The organism is Mesosutterella porci (assembly GCF_022134585.1).
GTDB classification, from domain to species: Bacteria; Pseudomonadota; Gammaproteobacteria; order Burkholderiales; family Burkholderiaceae_F; genus Mesosutterella; species Mesosutterella porci.
This window is the reverse complement of sequence record NZ_JAKNCT010000011.1, coordinates 1-19,624: the sequence shown is the minus strand read 5'-3', so window position 1 is coordinate 19,624 and position 19,624 is coordinate 1. Positions and strand designations below refer to the sequence as shown.

Annotated in this window: 13 protein-coding genes and 1 pseudogene; 7 read left to right on the top strand and 7 right to left on the bottom strand. The window is 57.9% G+C overall.

Annotated features, from left to right (window positions below):
- The first annotated feature begins 65 nt into the window (after nt 1-65).
- Genes glnL through MAF45_RS09015 form a run of 3 tightly spaced genes read left to right on the top strand, consistent with a single transcriptional unit; the run spans nt 66 to nt 3,770 of the window.
- Complete coding sequence (gene glnL / locus MAF45_RS09025) at nt 66-1,178, top strand: nitrogen regulation protein NR(II) (protein WP_237979577.1); 1,113 nt, start codon at nt 66-68, stop codon at nt 1,176-1,178.
- A 30-nt stretch (nt 1,179-1,208) separates the two neighbouring features.
- Entirely contained in the window at nt 1,209-2,654 is a 1,446-nt protein-coding gene (gene ntrC, locus MAF45_RS09020) for a nitrogen regulation protein NR(I) (protein ID WP_237979567.1), read from the top strand.
- A 42-nt stretch (nt 2,655-2,696) separates the two neighbouring features.
- The gene (locus tag MAF45_RS09015; protein WP_237979565.1) at nt 2,697-3,770 is read left to right on the top strand and encodes a radical SAM protein; all 1,074 of its coding nucleotides are present in this window, start codon (nt 2,697-2,699) and stop codon (nt 3,768-3,770) included.
- Here MAF45_RS09015 and MAF45_RS09010 read toward each other — a convergent pair.
- From MAF45_RS09010 to MAF45_RS08985, 6 genes are all read right to left on the bottom strand, one after another.
- The gene (locus tag MAF45_RS09010) at nt 3,715-4,473 is read right to left on the bottom strand and encodes a glycosyltransferase family 2 protein (RefSeq protein WP_237979553.1); all 759 of its coding nucleotides are present in this window, start codon (nt 4,471-4,473) and stop codon (nt 3,715-3,717) included. The two genes, MAF45_RS09015 and MAF45_RS09010, sit on opposite strands and share 56 nt — an antisense overlap.
- A gap of 31 nt (nt 4,474-4,504) precedes the next feature.
- Nucleotides 4,505-5,317: an exodeoxyribonuclease III gene (xth, locus tag MAF45_RS09005; RefSeq protein ID WP_237979551.1), complete on the bottom strand. Its 813-nt coding sequence runs from the start codon at nt 5,315-5,317 to the stop codon at nt 4,505-4,507.
- Nucleotides 5,314-7,347 carry a M3 family metallopeptidase gene (locus tag MAF45_RS09000; protein ID WP_237979549.1) on the bottom strand — a complete coding sequence of 678 codons (2,034 nt, stop codon included), beginning with the start codon at nt 7,345-7,347 and terminating at the stop codon, nt 5,314-5,316. Before MAF45_RS09000 ends, xth begins: the two co-directional genes overlap by 4 nt.
- A 109-nt stretch (nt 7,348-7,456) precedes the next feature.
- Nucleotides 7,457-8,320: a bifunctional methylenetetrahydrofolate dehydrogenase/methenyltetrahydrofolate cyclohydrolase FolD gene (gene folD / locus MAF45_RS08995; RefSeq protein WP_237979539.1), complete on the bottom strand. Its 864-nt coding sequence runs from the start codon at nt 8,318-8,320 to the stop codon at nt 7,457-7,459.
- A 27-nt stretch (nt 8,321-8,347) separates the two neighbouring features.
- Nucleotides 8,348-9,013 carry a response regulator transcription factor gene (locus MAF45_RS08990; RefSeq protein ID WP_237979537.1) on the bottom strand — a complete coding sequence of 222 codons (666 nt, stop codon included), beginning with the start codon at nt 9,011-9,013 and terminating at the stop codon, nt 8,348-8,350.
- Nucleotides 9,014-9,268: 255 nt separating this feature from the next.
- Nucleotides 9,269-11,620: a PAS domain-containing sensor histidine kinase gene (locus tag MAF45_RS08985; protein WP_237979535.1), complete on the bottom strand. Its 2,352-nt coding sequence runs from the start codon at nt 11,618-11,620 to the stop codon at nt 9,269-9,271.
- Between the two features lie 154 nt (nt 11,621-11,774).
- Between MAF45_RS08985 and rpiA the strand changes: the two genes are divergently transcribed.
- The gene (gene rpiA / locus MAF45_RS08980) at nt 11,775-12,440 is read left to right on the top strand and encodes a ribose-5-phosphate isomerase RpiA (RefSeq protein WP_237979525.1); all 666 of its coding nucleotides are present in this window, start codon (nt 11,775-11,777) and stop codon (nt 12,438-12,440) included.
- A gap of 110 nt (nt 12,441-12,550) precedes the next feature.
- Here rpiA and MAF45_RS08975 read toward each other — a convergent pair whose 3' ends face one another.
- A complete protein-coding gene (locus MAF45_RS08975) occupies nt 12,551-12,835 on the bottom strand; it encodes an oxidative damage protection protein (RefSeq protein ID WP_237979523.1) in 285 nt (94 codons plus the stop codon).
- A 750-nt stretch (nt 12,836-13,585) separates the two neighbouring features.
- On the opposite strand from MAF45_RS08975, the gene hrpA reads away from it, so the two are divergent.
- The 3 genes and pseudogenes from hrpA to MAF45_RS08960 all read left to right on the top strand — a co-directional run.
- Nucleotides 13,586-17,353 carry an ATP-dependent RNA helicase HrpA gene (gene hrpA, locus MAF45_RS08970; RefSeq protein WP_237979513.1) on the top strand — a complete coding sequence of 1,256 codons (3,768 nt, stop codon included), beginning with the start codon at nt 13,586-13,588 and terminating at the stop codon, nt 17,351-17,353.
- A 220-nt stretch (nt 17,354-17,573) separates the two neighbouring features.
- Nucleotides 17,574-18,740 (top strand): D-alanyl-D-alanine carboxypeptidase family protein, encoded by a 1,167-nt coding sequence (locus MAF45_RS08965; protein WP_237979493.1) that lies wholly within the window; start codon nt 17,574-17,576, stop codon nt 18,738-18,740.
- A 612-nt stretch (nt 18,741-19,352) separates the two neighbouring features.
- Nucleotides 19,353-19,624 (top strand): annotated as a pseudogene (locus tag MAF45_RS08960) (group II intron reverse transcriptase/maturase); the annotation flags it as partial.

Here is a 19,624-nt window from a genome sequence, read left to right as displayed (position 1 = left end):
TCCGGGGCGGATGACAGCAAGGGGGCGCGAGCCCCCTTTTTTTCAACCATCGGAGGCTCAGGGCCATGGATTCCAGACATTCCTCGGCGGCCAAGGGCATTTTGGATCTTGATTTGATCACGACGGCGGTTTTCCTGACGGACAGCCGGGGGGCCGTACTGTACGCGAACGCCTCAGCCGAAATCCTGACCGGGTTGTCAAAAAATACGATCTGCGGCCAAGATGCCTCGCTTTTTTTCCGTGCTCTTCCTCAGTGGCTGAAGAGATTCAGCCCGGGTGGAGCGGAACCGGAGCGGCAGAGCCAAGACTCGATCTCTGAGATTGTGAATCTTTATGTGCCGCAGTACTCAGAGGCCGGCCATCCCGTCCGGGCGGCGGTGAGCGCAGGACCTCTGATCCGCGGGCAGCCGACGCTGCTCATAGAGTTCACCGATTATGAGATGACGCTGCTGGCCGCGCGTCAGGAGCACCAGTTCGGGTTCTCTGAGGCCAACCGCCAGGTGCTCCGCAATCTGGCCCATGAGATCAAAAACCCTCTGGGAGGAATACGCGGCGCGGCCCAGCTGCTCGACAGCGAGCTCACTAACCCGGAGCTGAGGGAGTACACCTCCGTCATCATCGGGGAGGCTGACCGCCTGCAGGGACTTGTGGACAAGCTGCTCGAGCCCTACCGCGCCAAGCGTCAGGTCACGTCCGTGAACATCCATGAGGTGCTTGAAAGAGTCCGGCAGCTTCTTCTGGCGGAATTTCCACAGGGTCTCACTTTTGAGCGCGACTATGACGTTTCGGTTCCCGATGTCAGCGCGGACCGCGAACAGCTTATACAGGTGTTTCTGAATCTTGCCCGAAACGCCGCTGAAGCCCTGGAGAAAAAAATAAAAGACGGAACCGCACGGATCCGGCTCACGACCCGCGTCGTGCAGCAGGCTGTCATAGGGATGCGCAGGTATCGCCTGGCGCTTTCCGTGCACGTGATAGACAACGGGCCGGGCGTGCCTCCGGACATCAAGGACCGGATTTTCTTTCCTCTTGTGACGGGAAAGCCGCAGGGCAGCGGCCTGGGGCTGTCCCTCGCGCAGAATTTCATCCAGCAGCAGGGCGGAACGATCGATGTGGACAGCGTGCCGGGGCGGACGGATTTTTCCGTCCTCATCCCTATTTCTGAGCCGTCGAAGTGAATTTGAACTCAGTTGAGGAGACCCGAAAAAATGCGAGAGGTTTGGATTGTAGACGATGACAAATCCATCCGATGGGTTTTGGAAAAAGCCTTGACCAAAGCGGGCTTCGACTGCCGGACTTTCCAGGACGGCAGCATGGCTCTGGCCGCTCTGAAAACGGATCTTCCCGGGGTGCTTGTGTCAGACATCCGGATGCCGGGCATCAATGGCATTGACCTTCTGGGGAAAATCAAAAGCGAGTATCCGAAGCTGCCGGTCATCATCACCACGGCCTTCTCGGATCTAGACAGCGCGGTTTACGCGTTTCAGGGGGGAGCCTTTGAATACCTTCCCAAGCCTTTTGACATCAACAAGGCCGTTGAGCTTGTCAGACGCGCAATGGACGAGTCGGAGAACCAGGAGCGGGGCGTCTCCGAGCCTGCCGCCGAGCGGACGGCTCCGGAGCCTGCGGGCATCCTGATAGGACAGGCGCCGGCCATGCAGGAGGTGTTTCGGGCTATCGGCCGGCTGTCTCAGTCAAGCATCACGGTCCTCATCACCGGACAGTCGGGCGCTGGCAAGGAAATTGTGGCCCGGGCCCTGCACAGGAGCAGTCCGAGAAGCCATGCTCCCTTCATAGCTCTCAACATGGCCGCCATCCCCCGTGAGCTGATGGAGTCGGAGCTCTTCGGACATGAGAAAGGCGCCTTCACGGGAGCCACCTCCACGAGGCCGGGGCGCTTTGAGCAGGCCGACGGCGGCACGCTGTTTCTGGATGAAATCGGCGATATGCCCATGGATCTGCAGACCCGGCTTCTCAGAGTGCTCTCAGACGGCTATTTCTACCGGGTCGGAGGGCACCAGCCCCTGCACGCCGATGTGCGCATCATTGCCGCGACTAACCAAAATCTGGAGAAGCGGGTTGCGGAAGGGCTGTTTCGCGAGGACTTGTATCACAGGCTCAACGTCATCCGGATTCGTCTGCCTGCCCTGAAGGACCGTGCGGAGGACATTCCGCTGCTGACGCGGCATTTTCTCGCCAAAACGGCCCGTGAGCTGAACACCGACGTCAAGCGCCTTACGCCTCAGGCACAGGAGGCGCTCAACCGCTTTCCCTTTCCCGGCAACGTGAGGCAACTGGAAAATCTATGCAGGTGGATCACCGTGATGGCGCCGGCTCAGCTGGTCAAGGTCGAGGATCTTCCCGAGGAGATCACGAAGGGAATCAACGTGATTGCCGACCAGGCGGCCTCCGGAGCCGAGCCGGTTGCAGAAAAAGCCGAGTCCTGGGAAAAGGCGCTGGGGGAAGAGGTGTCGCACTGCCTGGACGCCAATCAGCCGAACATTATGGATACGCTGCGGATGCGCTTTGAGAGAGTGGTCATTCGCTGCGCTTTGGACAAAACCGGAGGGAGGCGGGTCGACGCAGCCGAGAGGCTGGGACTCGGGCGCAACACGATTACCCGGAAAATTCGGGAGCTGAACCTGGATAAATAACGGGATACACTTGCCGTATCTTTCTCAGCCGGTACAGTGCACGTGCAGCAGAAAATCTCTTCGTTTGCCGATCTTGCAGAAATAAGCGCGTGGCTTCGGGAGCGTAGCGCCAAGCCTCAGCATGAGAGGCTTGTCTACAGGGCGTGGTTGCGCCGTGCAGCCTGGCCCGAGCCCGGAGCCGGGAAGCTGCCGCGGACGCTGTGCGCCGGTCTGCCTTTCTTGCGTGAAGAGCTGGCCGCGCTGGCTGTTTCCGCTCTGCGGCGCGAAGGCGGGGACGGAGTTTCCAGCAAAATGCTTCTTCGTCTGTCCGACGGACGTACAGTGGAAAGCGTCGTGCTCCCCAAAAACGCTGTCTGCGTCTCCACTCAGGTCGGCTGCGCGGTGGGATGCGCATTCTGCATGACGGGCAGGGGTGGGCTGACCCGCCAGTTGGGCAGCGCAGAAATTGTGGCTCAGGTCGCGGCGGCCAGGGAGATCAATCCGGCAATTCGGAAAGTAGACTTTATGGGCATGGGTGAGCCGGCGCATAACCTGCGGGCCGTGATGGAAGCCGTCCAGTTTCTGGGAACTTACGGGGATTTCGGCCACAAAAGCCTGATGATCTCCAGCTCGGGCAGCCGCAGGCTTTTTCAGCATCTGATGGCCCTGCCGCGCCAGGCCGTCAAGCCCGCTCTTGCCTTATCCCTGCACTCGACCCGGGACGAGCTCAGAAGCGCCCTGATGCCTCATGCCGACAAAATGACGGTGCGGGATCTGGTGGCTGCAGCAGAGGCCTACTCCCGCATGGCTCGCACGCCCGTCCAGTACGAATGGGTTCTGCTCCAAGGCGTCAACGACGGGGTGCAGGAGGCCGACGGGCTTATTGCGCTGCTTGCCGGACGCAGTGCGATGGTCAATGTGATCCCTGTCAATGAGGTGAGCGGCTTGCCGTTCAAAAGGCCGCCTAAAGCAGCCTGCCTCGGTTTTGTGCGGAGGCTGCGGGAAGCGGGAATAGTCTCCACGATCAGGCAGAGCGCGGCGCAGGACGTTCTGGGCGGCTGTGGCCAGCTTCGCTCGAGGTTTATTGAGGGCGCCGCTGGTTCTGCAGCTCGTAGAGCTTTAGATATTTCAGCATGACGTAAAAGAAATGCGTGCAGCACACGTACGAGCCTATGGCACCGTCCAGAAAGCCCGCCCTGAGGCAGAACATCTTGAAGAAGCCGGCCATGCTGTGGCCCAGGATTCCGCCCAGCGAGGTTCTGACCCCGTTTTTGTACGCTTCCTGGGCCCACAGCGTCGTGTAAAGGCCGAGCTTTCTTTCCCAGTCGTCCCAATTGGAATAGGTGTAATGCTCCATGAAGCCCCCGAGAGTCTGAACGGGCAGGGGGCAGCGCGGGTGCTCATGGACCTTGCGTTCCCATTTGACCGAGAGGCGGGGGAAAAGCCGCATGACATGGTCGTGTTTGAGCACGCCGTGGCGGAAGACGATTCCGAAGGCGACGCTGCGCCTTTCGATCCTGCACTGGCAGGCGGCGCCTGAGCGAATGACTTCGAGCACTGCGGAGGCGAGCTCGGGCGTGATCCGCTCGTCGGCGTCGAGATAAAAGACCCAGTCGGCCTGCGTCTGCTGCAGTGCGAAGTTCCTTTGGGCGGAGAAGTCATCGTCCCAGGCCCGGAAAGCAGTGCGTGCGCCGTGCTCCCTGGCAATCCGGACGGTCGCGTCCGTGCTTCCGCTGTCAATCACGACGATTTCCTCGGTGACGAGCTTTGCGCTGTCGGCTGCGGCCGCGATGTTTTTTTCTTCGTTCTTGGTGAGGATAAGGACGGCCAGGGAATTCATTTTGTTCTCTTTTGAACGGAGCTCTGAAGCATTATAGGGGCAGGGACAGCTCGCCCTCCTGCAGCGTGCAGACGACCGGCGCATGGTCGGAGGGTTGAGGCAGGGCTCGGAATGACCTGTCGATCACGACTTGCGACACATCCGGAACCAGCGGCTGCGACACGAGTATGTGGTCGATCCTCAGCCCCTGGTTCTTGAGAAAGGCGCTGTGGCGGTAATCCCACCAGCTCCAGGATCCTTCCGGCTGCTGCGCCAGCCTGAAGGCATCCTTCAGACCCGTCGCAAGCAGGGAGGCGAAAGCGTCCCTTTCGCCCTCGGAGACTAGAATGTGGCCCTTCCAGCCCTCAGGGTCCCAAACGTCCCGGTCCTCTGGCGCGATGTTCATGTCGCCCGCAAGAACCAGGCGCGGATGGGACTTGAGCTCATCGGCGAGAAAATTCTGCAGGGCGGCGAGCCACTCCATCTTGTATAGATATTTTTTGCTTCCGGGGGCTGTCCCGTTGGGAAAATAGGCGCTGAAGAACCTCACCGGTTCGCAGCCTTCCTGTGAAAGAGTGACGCCGATGAGGCGCTTTTGCTCGTCGGGGTATCCGGGAATCCCGCGCACCGGATCGCTGGCGCGAGTTGTGCTTCGGCGAACAAGGACAGCCACGCCGTTGTAGGTTTTCTGGCCTGAGAAAAAGCAGCCGTAGCCTGCTTTCTCAAAGGCCTCCTCGGGGAAAAAATCGTCCTGCAGCTTAGTCTCCTGCAGGCCGAGCGCATCGCATTTCGTCTTCTCCAGGAAGGTGAGCACCTGTTCAAGGCGGACCTTGAGGGAGTTGACGTTCCAGGTCGCGATTTTCATTTGTCAGCCATCCCGCTCAAGCGCAGGAGCGCGTCGGGAGTCGGACGGCGGCCCCTGAAAGCGACGAAGCTTTCCATCGCGGGCCGCGACCCACCCCTTGAAAGGACCTCGTCAAGCCATCTGCGGCCGATCTCGGGCGAGACCACGCCATGCTCTTCAAACATGGAGAAGGCATCGGCGGATAGAACCTCTGCCCACTTGTAGCTGTAGTAGCCGGCGGCATACCCGCCCGCGAAAATATGCGAGAAGCTCATCGGGAATCGGTTCTCGGGAATGACCGGAATCACGCACACCTCGCGGCGTACCTTCTCAAGCAGCTGCATGAAGTCGTCTTTCTCTGGGTCGAACTCGGAATGAAGCAGCATGTCAAACAGCGCGAACTCCAGTTGGCGCACCATCGCCATGCCCGATTCAAAGTTCTTGGCGGCGATCATTTTGTCAAACAGCGTGCGCGGCAGCGGCTGCCCGGTGACGTCATGCCGGGAAATGGACTGTATGACGGACCAGTCCCAGCAGAAGTTTTCCATGAACTGAGAGGGCATTTCCACCGCGTCCCACTCGACGCCGGAAATCCCGGAGACCGCAGCCTCGTCGACCCTCGTGAGCATGTGGTGCAGGCCGTGGCCGAATTCATGAAACAGCGTCTGGACTTCATCATGGGTCATGGTGGCGGGGCGCCCTGCAGCGGGTTTGGTGAAGTTGCAGACCTGATAAGCGATCGGCGTTTCAAGTCTGCCCTTGTACAGGCGCCGGGTACGATCCCCGTCCATCCATGCGCCGCCGCGCTTGGAGGCGCGAGCATACAGGTCGAAGTAAAACTGCGCGAGCAGCTGTCTCTTGGAGTTCTCGATTCGGAAGAAGCGGACGTCAGGATCCCAGACGCTCGCCTTGTCTTCCCGGATGTGTATCCCGTACAGCTTCTCGACCATCTTGAAGAGTCCGGAGAAGACGGCGTCCTGGGTGAAGTAATGCTTCACTTCCTCATCGGAGTAATCGAATTTGGCCTGGCGAAGTTTCTCCGAAGCATAGGCGATGTCCCAGGGTTCCAGATTCGCGATGCCGAGGCTTTCTTTTGCAAAACTTCTCAGCTCTTCAATGTCTCTCAGCGCGAAGGGGCGGCTCTTTTCATTCAGATCCCGCAGGAAGCCGATGACCTGCTGGGGAGTGTCGGCCATCTTAGTGGCAAGCGAGAGCTCCGCATAGTTGCCGAACCCGAGTAGCCCGGCTTCTTTCTTTCTCAACTTCAGTATCTCCCGGATGACGGGAGTGTTGTCGAACTGAGCAGGCCCCAGCTCCGAAGCACGCGTCGTGAAGGCCCGGTAGACCCTCTCACGCAGCCGGCGGTCCCTTGCGTACTGCATCAGGGGCAGGTAGGAGGGAAACTGCAGCGTGATCCGGTAGCCCGTCTTGCCCTTCTGGGCAGCAGAGGCCTGGTAAAGGGCGAGCGTATCGGAGGGGATGCCCTCCAGGCGGGTGGCGTCCGGAAGTACTTTTTCCCATGCGTTGGTGGCGTCCAGGAGGTTTTCGGAAAACTTCTGGGACAGTGTGGACAGGCGCTCCTCGAGCGCTTTCACCTCGAGCCTTTTGTCGGGCGGCAGGGCAGCACCGGCGAGCCTGAAGTCCCGCAGCTCGTCGTTCACGATTTTCCGGCGGACCGGGGGCATGGAGGCAAATGCCTCGCTGTCTCTGATGGCCTTGAACTTCTCGAAAAGTTTTTCATTCTGGGAAAGGGAAACCCAGAAATTCGTGACGACGGGTAGCATCTCGTTGAAGACCTTTCTGAGGGCTTCGCTATCGTTGACGGACATCAGGTGCCCCACGGCCCCCCATGCGCGCGACAGCCGCAGCGTGGAAGTGAGCAGCGTCTCTTCCACCGCGTCGAAGTCGGCGGGCGTGTCTTCGGAGGTGACCTGCGCCAGGGTGCCTTCTGCTTCATGAAGGAGCTGCGTGATTGCCGGTTTCACATGCTCGGGCGTAATGGCTTTCCAGTCGAGAAGTCCATCAAGCTGAAGAAGGGGATTTTTTTCCATTGTTGTTCCTGTTTTTGAAATGCGGCTGCTGCGGCTGTAAATAAAAAAGGCTTCCAGCGGCGCTAGGCGGCGCATGGAAGCCTTTTGAGAGTAACCGCGCAAGGTGCTTTTATTTTAGCCGCGCGGCGAATCGGGCTGAGGCCGCATCAACCGTGTTCGCCAGAAGCATGGCGATCGTCATGGGGCCGACGCCGCCGGGGACGGGGGTGATGTAGGAGGCTTTCTCAGCAGCAGATGCCGTGTTCACGTCGCCGCAGAGCCGGCCGTTCTCGTCGCGGTTCATGCCGACGTCGATCACGACGGCTCCCTCCTTGACATAGGAAGCATTGATTATTTTTGCCCGCCCGACCGCCGCGACCAGAATGTCAGCTTCCCGGCAGAGAGCCCTCAGATCGGCTGTGTGGCTGTGGGCGATGGAGACGGTGGCGTTTTTTTCCAAAAGCATCAGAGCCATCGGCTTGCCGACGATGTTGCTGCGGCCCACCACGACAGCCCGTTTTCCCTCGCAGGAAACGCCGCTTGCCTCAAGCATTTTCATAATGCCGAAGGGGGTGCAGGGGCGAAGGCCGGGGCGGCCCACAAGCAACCGGCCGGCGTTAACCACATGGAAGCCGTCGACGTCTTTGTCGGCCGAGATGGCGTCAATCACTTTGAGGCTGGAAATATGCCGTGGCAGCGGCAGCTGCACGAGGATGCCGTCAACGTCCGGATCCTTGTTCAGGTCGTCGATGATGCCGAGCAGCTCCGCTTCGCTGGTGTTCTCCGGAAGCCTCTTCTCTATGGACCGGATGCCGGTATCTGCGCAGGCTCGCACCTTATTTCTCACATAGACCTGGCTGGCCTGGTTGCTGCCCACGAGCACCACGGCCAGGCTGGGTTCATGCCCCTGCTGCTTTAAAGCCTCTACCCGCGGCTTTAGCTGGCTGCGGATCCTGGCGGCAATGGCCTTTCCATCGATAATTTGCGCTGTCATAAGATGGCGGGAATTCAATGCGAAAAATTATTTCTGTGCGCCGTCGAGAAACTTGGCCGGCTGAGAGGTGTCCATGACCACCCGCATCAGATCGGCCACGGTTCCAGAGTTCGTTTTGTCCATGATGCTTGCGCGATGAGCTTCCACTGTTTTGATGGAGATGCCCAGATCATCGGCAATCTGCTTGTTGAGCCTGCCGGCCACAATGCGTTCGAGGACCTGCTGTTCGCGCGGCGTGAGCTTTGCCAGCAGGGCCTCGTTGAGGCTCTGGCGCTCGTTTTTCATGCGGCGCTCCCGTGCTTCGGCAAGCATGTGCTCCACCTGAGCCTTCAGCGCCGCCTGCTGGAAAGGCTTCTCAATGAAGTCCACGGCCCCTTTTTTCAGAGCCCGCACAGCCATGGGCACGTCGCCATGCCCGGTGATGAAGATGATGGGGAGATCGGCTTTCCGTGCCAGCAGATGCTCCTGGACTTCCAGGCCGCTCATGCCGGGCATCCGCACATCGAGCACCAGCACGGCGATGGCATTGGGGTCGTATTTGGCGATGAACGATTCCCCGCTGTCGTAGAGCTCGACCTTGTAGTCATTCGCTTCCAGCAGCCAGCGAAGCGAGTCGCGGATCGCATCGTCATCATCCACGACATAAACGGTGCCTTTCGTGTCCTGGGGAGATGCGCTCGAAAAAACTGTCATCTTGCTGTCCTCAATGCTTCAGGCGAGGGCCTGAAATTTATTCTTCAGTTTCTCCCGGAGTTGAGCCGGAAAAATTCAAATGCCTTTCCCGCGTTGCGTAAGCCGCGCCAGTCCGGTGTGCTCCCCTGGACCGGCCGGTTTCCGCTCGTGGGGCTGAAACGGCACATGGAAAATACTACTACAAGAAACCTCGTTTCACCTTTTGCCGGGAAGGGTTTCTGCGCCAGGGGCGCGGCCGGGGTGCTCTCTGCAGGTTTATGAGCCGGAGTCGTTTTCAGGCTTCGTCGGCAGCGTGAACTTAAAGACTGCTCCTCCGCCGGGGTTGTCCTCTACCTTCAAGGTTCCCCCGTGCATTTCAGCGATTGAGCGGCAGATGTTCAAACCGATCCCCATGCCTTCGGATTTGGTCGAGAAGAAGGGTTCGAAAAGCTTTTCCTTCGTCTCGGGTGAAATGCCGGGTCCATGATCTGCTACTTCGAAAAGCACCTGCTGGGACGAGGCCTTTGAAATGCGGAGGGTGATCGTATGGTCTTTGCAGGGTTCTGCGGCTTCCATGCCGTTTTTCAGAAGATTGAGCAGCACCTGCTCCACCATTACTGAATCGCAGACGACGTCAGGAAGATGTTCCTCAATTTCCGTCCGGATGGAGGCGTGGCGCTTCTTCGCCTGAATCAGGGCAAGTTCCATGGTCTCTTCAACCAGCCTGGACACAGAGACGGCCTGCATTTCAGGCGCTGTCCGCTTGGCAAATGAGCGGATGCGCTTGATGATGGACGCGGCGCGCTCCGCCTGCCGGGAAATTTTGGCGAAAGCCTCGGTGCAGTTTTCCACGGTGAGTTTTTTCATCTGCACCAGCGTGAGCGCAGCAGAGGCGTAGTTTGTGATCGCGCCCAGAGGTTGGTTCAGCTCATGGGCCAGGGAGCTCGCCATTTCCCCCATGGTCATCAGGCGAGAAGAAAGCTCGGCTTTCTTTTCCTGCTGGGCCATCAGCTCTTCATTTTTCTTTTTCTCAGTGATGTCTGTCGCAATCTGGAGTTTGGCGGATTCGCCGTCCGTCCACAGGAGCTCCCTTTCCCTCACCTCGAACCACTGGCCTGTGGAGTCAAGTAGCACGGTTCCAAAGCGGGTTTCTCCCGGAGAGGACTGACGCGGCAGGGCCTGCAGCAAAGCAAGATGCGGGCCGGGGTTCGTGCCCCAGAGTGCGCTGTAAGTCGGATTGGCGTAGAGAAGCTGGTCGGTGCCTGAGCGGTTTCCGAGCACGCTGACTGCGGAGTCGATGGAGTCGAGCACTTTGGTGATCCGCTCGCGGTTGCGCGCCAGCTCATCGGCTATTTTTTTCGCCTCTGTGATGTCCGACACCATTTCAAGCCAGCCGATCTGCTTCCCTTTCTCGTCGATGAGAGAGGTGATGGTGATGGACGCGTCAAACTTCGTGCTGTCGCTTCTGCGCGCCGTCGTGTTGAAATGGAATCCGTTGGGGCTGTCGGCTTTCCCCGAGCCTAGTTTGAGCTTCAGCCATTCGGGCGCCTCGGGACTCGTTCCGATCAAGTCTTTTTCAGGTGTCCTGAACAGTTGCGTATAGGCCTTGTTGACATAAAAGACCCTTCCTTCCTTGTCGGTCACTTTCAGACCCGAGGCGATGCTCTCTGAAATTGCGCTTCGGATGGCGGACTCGGTAATCAGTCTGCGGGACGTGCGGCGCTGTCTCAGCTGAAAGGTGATCAGGCCGAGAAACGCCACCAGGAGCGCGGCGCCCAGCCCCAGAATGGCTACGGTCGAGGCGTCCCGAGTAAAGAGCAAGGGTCTGCTGTAAGGCGCAACTGACAGGGTGACGGCAGGCGGCAGAGGCGGCAGGTGCAGCGAAAAAGGCGCCGTCGTGCCCTGCTTTTCGGGAGCGGAGGCGAGGATGCTCTTGCCGTTCAAGTCGAGCGAGAGATAGGCGCTACTTGCGAGTGAACTCGGGACGAGCTGGTGCATCAGAGCCGGCAGTGAGATTCTCGCAATAATGATGTTTGATTTGACAGCGGCCGGCACCACAAGGTCGATATAGGAGGTCTTGCCGTTTTCTATGAAGTACGGCGTGGAAAAAAGCGCCGTTCCGCTGGCCCTGGCTTTTGCGAGGGTGTCAAGTGTGTCGGGATTGGAAAGCGTGAGTCCCGGCGGAAGACTGAGAGCCTCGAAAGCGTAGTTGGAGGCGAAGGACATCACGGAAAGCCCTTGACCGTTCAGGATGCTCAGCTCGACGATTTCCGGCCTGGAGTTCAGCAGCCGCTTGGCGATGGCGGGGGTGTTGCTTGAATTGATCCAGTCTGATCTGTGCTGGAAGCCAAAGGAAAATCGGGATACGGCCTCCCGGGTTGTGGACAGGCGCGCGTCAACGGTCTCTGCCAGCAGCTCTGCGGACTGGACGACAGCGCGCCGCTCCGTCGTCTTGTACATCTGGGACACATACATGGCCGAGACGATAAAAACGGCCAGTATGATGCCGAGCGCGAGCCATGTGGCATAAAAGCTGAAGTTGTTGGTTGAGATTTCACCGGGCTTGGACAGCCCTGTGTAAGTTTTTTTTCTGAAAGCCTGAAAAATTCTGAAGCTGCTTTTTTCCATTTTGGGGGTAGTCCAAACAAGCCGGGCAGAGGAAGTGTAAGTCGAAAAAATGCCGGTATGGGGAAAGACAAATAAAATGAAGCTCGCCGGCAGCGCAAGGCCGGTCCGTTGGTTTTTCGACGGAAGACCCACGTTAACAGCAGGGACAAATCCCATGAACCAGAATGAACAGAAAAAAGCGGCGGCGGAAAGAGCTGTCGCCTACGTAGAGGAAGGCCAGGTACTCGGAGTGGGTACGGGTTCGACGGTTGATTTCTTCATTGATGCCCTGGCCGGGGCGGGGCTTCGGATACCGGCCTGCGTTTCCAGCTCCGAGCGTTCCTCGAAGCGTCTTCAGGAACGCGGGTTCCGGATCCTGGACCCCAATGAAATTGACGGCATAGGGGTCTATATTGACGGTGCCGATGAGATTGATCCCGGCTTCAATATGATCAAGGGCGGCGGCGGAGCGCTCACCCGGGAGAAGATTCTCGCATCCATGGCGAAAAAGTATGTCTGCATTGCCGACGGCAGCAAGGCGGTGCGGATCCTGGGGCGCTTCCCGCTGCCGGTCGAAGTGATTCCGATGGCGGTGCATGCGGTGGCTCGCCGACTTGAGGCAATGGGCGGCAGACCTGTACTGAGGGACTTCACAACGGACAACGGCTGCAAAATCCTGGATGTGCACGGCCTGTCCATTCAGGACCCGGTAGGCCTCGAAAGGGAAATGAACCAGATTCCGGGCGTTGTCACGGTGGGTCTTTTCGCGCAAAGAAAAGCGGACGTTCTCCTGCTCGGGACGGATGAAGGAGTGGTGGAAAGCACCCGGGCTTCGGCTTGAGAGGAGGCCGCGGACAGTGTAGAAAAAAACGGCTGGACGGCGCGCGCTTTTTTATCCTCTGGCTTTCTGCCCGGGCCGCGACCGAGGAAGGCGCCGTCCGGGCAGCCTGGTCATTTATCCTCTGTTTTGGGGACGTAGTTGGGAACTTCCGAGGGATCAATCCCATCCCCAAAAAAATACTTGTCGCACTGGTTCAGCAGGTGCTTCCTGACATTGGGATCGGCGAGATTCAGCTGATATTCGTTGACCATCATGGTCTGCAGCTGCTGCCAGTTCTTCCAAGCTTCCTTCGAAACGTTCAGCCAGATCTTTTTCCCCAGTTCGCCGGGGATCGGGGGGTAGTCCAGTCCTTCGGCCTCTTTCCCCAGCTTGATGCATTTCACCATATGGGTCATGACAAATTCCTCTTTGTGAGATGGCTGAAGCTCTCAGCCGTTTATGGTCAATCTAACATTTATACCTTTTTTGAGAGCCGGCGGTGAGAAGACGAGTCTAAAGGGGCCGAGGCGGAAATCATTTTTTATAATGGCCGCAGCCAAAGTAACGTCACTCCCTCCTTTCTTTCTATGTCTTTGAAAAATTCAAGCAGCAGCCTTTCTGATCTGGGCAAGCTGCTCGGTAGCCTTCAGCAGGGAAAAAATACGACTGGTCCCAAAGCTTCAGCGAATCAGCCCGTCGACCCCCTGCATCCGTTTACCGCCAGAAAAAAGCGCAGGGCGGCGCCAGCCGCCCCTTCGCAGGATTTTCAGGCGTTGCCGCGAAAGCCCCTGCAGGAGCCTGCCGCCCGAAAGACTGAAAAAAGCGGATCCCGGCGTTTTGCGGTGTTTCCGGGAAGGCCCGTGCCTGCGGCAGCTAAAAAAACACCGGGGCTGCGGCCCTCTGCCCACGCGGTCCGTCAGCCAGAAAGAAGCAAAAAAGACAGCGGCGGCCCCGCCGCGGCGGAGAGAAGGCAGCCCGCGGAAGGCGGTGAGAAGCAAAGTGCGCAGCGCTCAGTCGAACCCCTGGATTTGGCGCCGTCCCTGGCTCTTTTGAGCAGGGGAAAGCGGCAGGAAACCGGGAAAAGCGCGCCTGGGAAGGGAAAGCGCCCCCCGGCTTCGGGCGGGCGTCCCGCTGCTCCTGAAAAGAAGGACAGCCCTGGCGCCGAGATGGTCAGGACGCCGGTCGGCCCGGTAGAGCTGGCCCCGGGGCTGCCGGTTTCTCAGCGGGGAGTGGAAATTGTCCGCGCCATTGAGGAGAATCAGGTTCTTATTGTTGCGGGCGAAACCGGATCGGGGAAAACAACCCAGCTGCCCAAGCTGTGCCTGATGGCCGGGCGCGGGCGAACCGGCCTGATCGGCCATACCCAGCCCCGGCGTATCGCGGCCAGTTCCGTGGCCCGGCGAATTGCCGAGGAGCTTCACACAGAGCTTGGCACGGTTGTGGGCTACAAGGTCCGCTTTACGGACCACACCAGCCCCGGAGCCACGATCAAGCTGATGACGGACGGCATTCTTCTTGCTGAGACGCAGTCCGATCCCCTCCTGCGCCGCTATGACACTCTCATTATTGACGAGGCGCACGAGCGCTCCATCAACATTGACTTTCTTCTGGGGTATTTGAAGAGAATTCTGCCCAGGCGCCCGGACCTCAAGCTCATTATTACGTCGGCCACCATTGACACGGAAAGATTTGCGCGTCATTTCGGTGCGGACGACGAGCATCCTGCTCCTGTTATTCATGTTTCGGGCCGGACCTATCCGGTGGAGATCCGCTATCGCCCCATTGAAGAAGATGACAGCGGCGATGACCATAATCTGATGACGGCCATTTCCTCTGCTGTCGATGAACTCGAGATGACGGGCAGGGGCGATATTTTGGTTTTTCTGCCGGGAGAGCGGGAAATCAGGGAGGCGGCCGACGAGCTGAGAAAGTCGCACCCAGCCGGGAAGCTGGAAATTCTGCCCCTTTACGCCAGACTGCCGGCTGAAGACCAGGGAATAATTTTTAAATCCGGAAAAGGGCTCAGAAGAGTGGTGCTCGCGACCAACGTGGCGGAAACTTCCATCACGGTTCCCGGCATCCGGTTCGTCATTGACTCCGGGCTCGCAAGGGTCAAGCGCTATTCCTATCGAAACAAGGTCGAGCAGCTGCTGATCGAGCCGGTTTCAAAGGCCTCGGCCAACCAGCGCAGCGGCCGCTGCGGGCGCGTGGCAGACGGTGTTTGCATCCGCCTGTACAGCGAGGAGGACTTTAACCGCAGGCCCGACTACACCGATCCGGAAATCATGCGCAGCAACCTCGCGGCGGTCATCCTGCGGATGAAATCCCTGGGACTCGGGGATGTCAGGGAGTTCCCTTTTGTACAGTCTCCTACAGCGAAGGCTATAGCGGACGGCTACGCCATTTTGAACGAATTGAACTGCGTGGACGAGCAGGGCGACCTGACCCGGATCGGGCGCATGCTGGCGAAACTGCCCGTGGATCCGAAGCTCTCCAGAATTCTTTTCGCGGCCTCGGAGTCCGGCGCCTTGGCCGAGGTGCTGATCATAGCGGCCGGCCTTTCGGTGCAGGATCCCCGCGAGAGGCCTCCGGAGCATGCCGCTGCGGCCGACGAGGCTCATAAAAAGCTGTCGGATCCCCGCAGCGACTTCCTGTCCTACCTGAAATTGTGGAATTTTGTGAGCCAGGCCTTCAGAAACAAGGAGTCGAACCGGAAGTTCGAGGACTTAATGAAAAGGAACTTCCTGTCTCCGCGGAAACTGCGGGAATGGAAGGATGTCATCCGTCAGCTGCTTGAGATGGTCAGAGAAATTGGCTGGAGGCTTAACACGGCGCCCGCCACGTTTGAAGAGATTCATCGTTCACTGCTTTCGGGACTGCTCGGCTCGATTGGGATGAGAAGGGTTGATTCAGACTTCAGGGCTCCTCCCTACGCCGGAGCCCGGGGGATCAAGTTCTGGATCTGGCCTGGCTCCCCGAGGGCAAAGAAGTGCGGTGAGTGGATTGTCGCGTCTGAGATTGTCGAGACTTCAAAGCTCTACGCCCGCTGCGTGGCGGATGTGAATCCCCTGTGGATTGAGCAGGCCGCGGCTCATATTCTGAAGAAAAGCTGGGCGGAGCCGCACTGGGAAAAGAAAAGAGGGGAGGTTGTCGCCTTGGAGCGGGGAACCGTCTACGGTCTTCCTGTCTATTCCGGTAGGAAGGTTTCCTTTGCCAGACATGATCCGGCGTCTGCAAGGGAAATTTTCATAAGAGAGGCCCTGGTGGCCGGCGATTTCGATTCTCAGGCTCCTTTTTACAGGCACAACGCGGCCCTCATAAAGGAAATTCAGGACATTGAGCAGAAAAGCCGCCGTCCCGACATACTCGTGGACGATGAGGACATTTATTCTTTCTATGACGAGAAGTTGGGGCCGGAGGTGTGCAGCGCGGCCACGCTCGAGAAGTGGCGGAAGGAAAAGGAACCGGAGAATCCTAAAATTCTGTGGCTTTCCCGCGACGAGCTGATGCAGAGAACCGAGCATGGCGTCACCCTCGATCTCTATCCCAAGACCATTGAAATGTCTGGGATTGTTATGTCGCTCAATTATTACTTTGATCCCGGCAGCCCTCGCGACGGCGTGACGCTCACGGTTCCTCTCTATGCGTTGAATCAGGTCGACGAGGTGAGGTGCGAGTGGCTCGTCCCGGGAATGCTGAAGGAAAAAATCCACTGCCTGGTCAAAAGCCTTCCGCCGAGAATGAGGCGCAGCTGCGTCCCGATAGCGGATTACGCGAACAGCTTTTTCAAGAGACATTCGGACAGCGACAGCCAGAGCACGCATCTTCTGGATGCCCTGATCAGCGATCTGAGGAAGGAAAAAAGCGTTCTGGCCGAAAGGTCCGACTTCAAGATGGAACAAATTCCTCCTCATTTGAGGATGAATTTCAAAGTCGTCGATGAGCATGGCCGACAGCTGGGGATGAGCCGCAGCCTTGCGGAACTGCGGGCTGAGCTCGGGGTGCAGGCGAGGAAAGACTTCCAGCATATTGCGGATAAGGACGCAGATGCCGTCAGTGAGCTCGAGGATTCTCTGACAACCTGGTCTTTCGATGAGCTGCCGGAACTGATGGAGATCCACCGCAAAGGCCAGACTCTTATCGGAATCCCTGCTCTGGTGGACCACGGCGATAGCGTTTCAATCGAGGTGTTTGACGATCCGGTCCAGGCGGCCAGAACGCATCGTGCGGGGTTGAGGAAGCTGTTTAGGCTGCAGCTGAAGGAGCAGATCCGCTTCATCGACAAAAGCCTGCGGGGGTTGCAGAACGTCATGCTCCAGGCGGCCTCAGTCCCGCCGATAGGCAGGAATTTCGAAAGCTTCGATGATTTGAAAACCCAGCTGATCGACGGGGCGCTGGAGCGCACGGCCCTGTCCGAGCCTCTGCCTAAGAATCGCGGTGAGTTCTTCCGCAGGCTTGAAGATACCCGCGGAAGGCTTTCGCTTATTGCGCAGGATCTGGCTCGGACAATGGCGGACATCGTGGGCAAGGGAGCGCAGATCACCAAGAAGCTGAATGCCTATAAAAATCAAAAGCCGCTTTTGGAAGACGTGAACAACCAGTTGACTCGTCTGTTCCCCAAGAACTTCATTATCGATATCCCCTCAAAGTCCTTCTCAAATTACCCGAGGTATCTGGAAGCGATTTCTTGGAGGCTTGAAAAATATAGAGATTCTCCAGAGTCCGATATGGAGAAAATGAGGAATATTCAAAAACTGGAGGTTCCGTTTTTAAGGAAGCTCGCCGAATTAAAAGGACAGAAAGACCCCCGCGTGGAGGAATTCAGGTGGCTGCTGGAGGAACTGCGCGTTTCATTGTTTGCGCAGAAGCTTCGTACGCCGATGCCGGTGTCGATAAAACGGTTACAAAAAATATGGGACACGATCAAGTATTAAGTTGAATAAGTCATAACTTATTGAAATATATTAAATTAAAGTTTCAGATTCTGACGATCGAAAATAATGTATCCGCAGTTTTTGAGTCAGTTGTAAATTGCAGACATACCTTGAAGAAGGTATTATCGTTTCATACTGCGTTAGTTTCGCTGGATTCAGCTGGTAATCGGCGTTTTTTGATTGAAAAAACGGCCAGAGACGTTAAGAGGCAAAGATTTTCATGCCCTGCTCGTTGAAAAAAGTATTTCTGGGGGTTCTTCTGAGTTGCTTCGCCTTAACGGCAACTCAGTCGGCCAGCGCTCGAGCCGAGCGCGGGCAGCGCGTGGAATCGGCAGGTCAGAAGGACAAGGCCCCTAGGAAAGTCGCAGTTCAGAAAAAGAAGGCGAAGGCCCTGTCGGCTTCACAGAAACGACGCGGGGCTGCGGAAGCGGCGCCTAAAATAAGTGCGTCCAAGGGAACCAAAAAGTCCCGAAAAGCCCGCGGTGCAGCTTCTTCCGGCGTTGTCAAAACCTCCCTTAACCGTGCGCCTGAATCGGCCGCGAGCCAGATACCTGCAGATCAGTTTGTCGCCCAGAATCTTCGCTCTAAGCCTTCTTCTTCCGGAAAGCTGATGCTTGACGCAGCCTGCGCCTTCATGCTCAATCAGGACAACGGCAGGATCCTGTTTGAGAAAAACGCAGATTCCCAGCTTCCCGTGGCGTCTCTGACGAAGCTGATGTCGGCGCTTGTGATCATGAGATCCAACCTGTCCATGAGCGAGCCCGAGACGGTTCAGAAGGAAGATTACTATCTCCCTTCATCATCTTTCTCGCGGCTCCGCATCGGCATGACCCTGTCACGGTCAGATCTGCTGCATGTGGCATTAACCGGTTCGGACAACAGGGCGATTCACACTCTTGCACGCACGTTTCCCGGCGGGATGAACGCCTTTGTTCAGAAAATGAATGACACAGCCAGGGAACTCGGTCTGAAGAACACCTCCTTTGAAGAACCTACAGGCCTGTCGGTCCATAATCGCTCTACAGCGAGAGAAATCGCCCGGATAGCAGCAGAAGCCTACCGTTATCCCACCATCAGGGAATATTCGACAACCCCGAATATTGAACTGCCGACGCAGGCGGGCATTATTCACGTCAGATCCACCAACCGCCTGATCCGAGAAGGCAGGGATTGGAATATCGGGCTGCAGAAAACCGGCTATACCGGCGCCGCCGGGCATTGCATGGTGTTGCAGTCTCAGGTGGATGGCAACCGCGTGCTGATGGTTGTCCTCAACTCAACCAGCAACAACGCCCGCATCAACGATGTGAAAAAGCTTAGAAGCTGGTATGAGCAGCAGCTGGGCGTCAAGATGGGGGCCGCCAGGCTGCCCTACAATTTGATGTAGGCATAAAAAGCTCAAGTCAAGCAAAAGCGCATTGCTTTAAAAAAGCAATGCGCTTTTTTGCGGGTGCGCCCAGCAGCGCACGTGTGACCAGTGGTGAAAGTCCACCGTCCGCCCGATCGAGGGAAGGACTAGCGACTCGGCAGAGTCAGGGAGGTAACAAACTGATGAAGGAAGCCGACAGCAAAACGTCAGCCTGACGAACAGGAACTGGATATGAGGCGGCGACTCCGGGAGAGCAGGCCCGATTCTGTTAACCCCATATCGATACGGAAAGAGCCGGCGTAGATCCAGCAGACAGGACGCGAAGCGCACGTGTGAGACCTGGGGAGATCCTTGACGATACCGCAGGGCTGCCGCGGTCGAGAGGCCAAGGGATATCGCCAAGGAAGTCAGCAGAGGCCGTAGTAGGCGGAAGCGCCGAAGGGCCGAATTTGAACTTGTAAGTAGAGCGTACAGCTCTCCCGAACCCGGCGACAGCAGCTGTAAAAGTCGAACGATAGGAAGCAGATCGCCTCCGGCGGCAATGGACGGAATCCGAAACCGAACGAGAGCGGCCAGATGGGTCGAAAGGGCGACGGGGCCTGTGCACTGGACGAACACAGGAGGCAACCAGTGATAACGCTGGAAGAAGTCCTATCACCCGAAAACATGCGCGAAGCATGCCGCAGGGTGATGGCAAACAAGGGAGCCGCGGGGGTTGACGGCATGACCGTCAGACAACTGCCGGCCCACTTTGAAAGACATGGAGCAAGCATCTGCGCGCACATCCGCGAGGGCAGGTATATACCTGCCGCGGTCAGGCGCGTCGACAATCCGAAACCGAACGGGGGCACGCGAATGCTCGGCATCCCGACGGCGCAGGATAGAGTGATCCAACAAGCCAT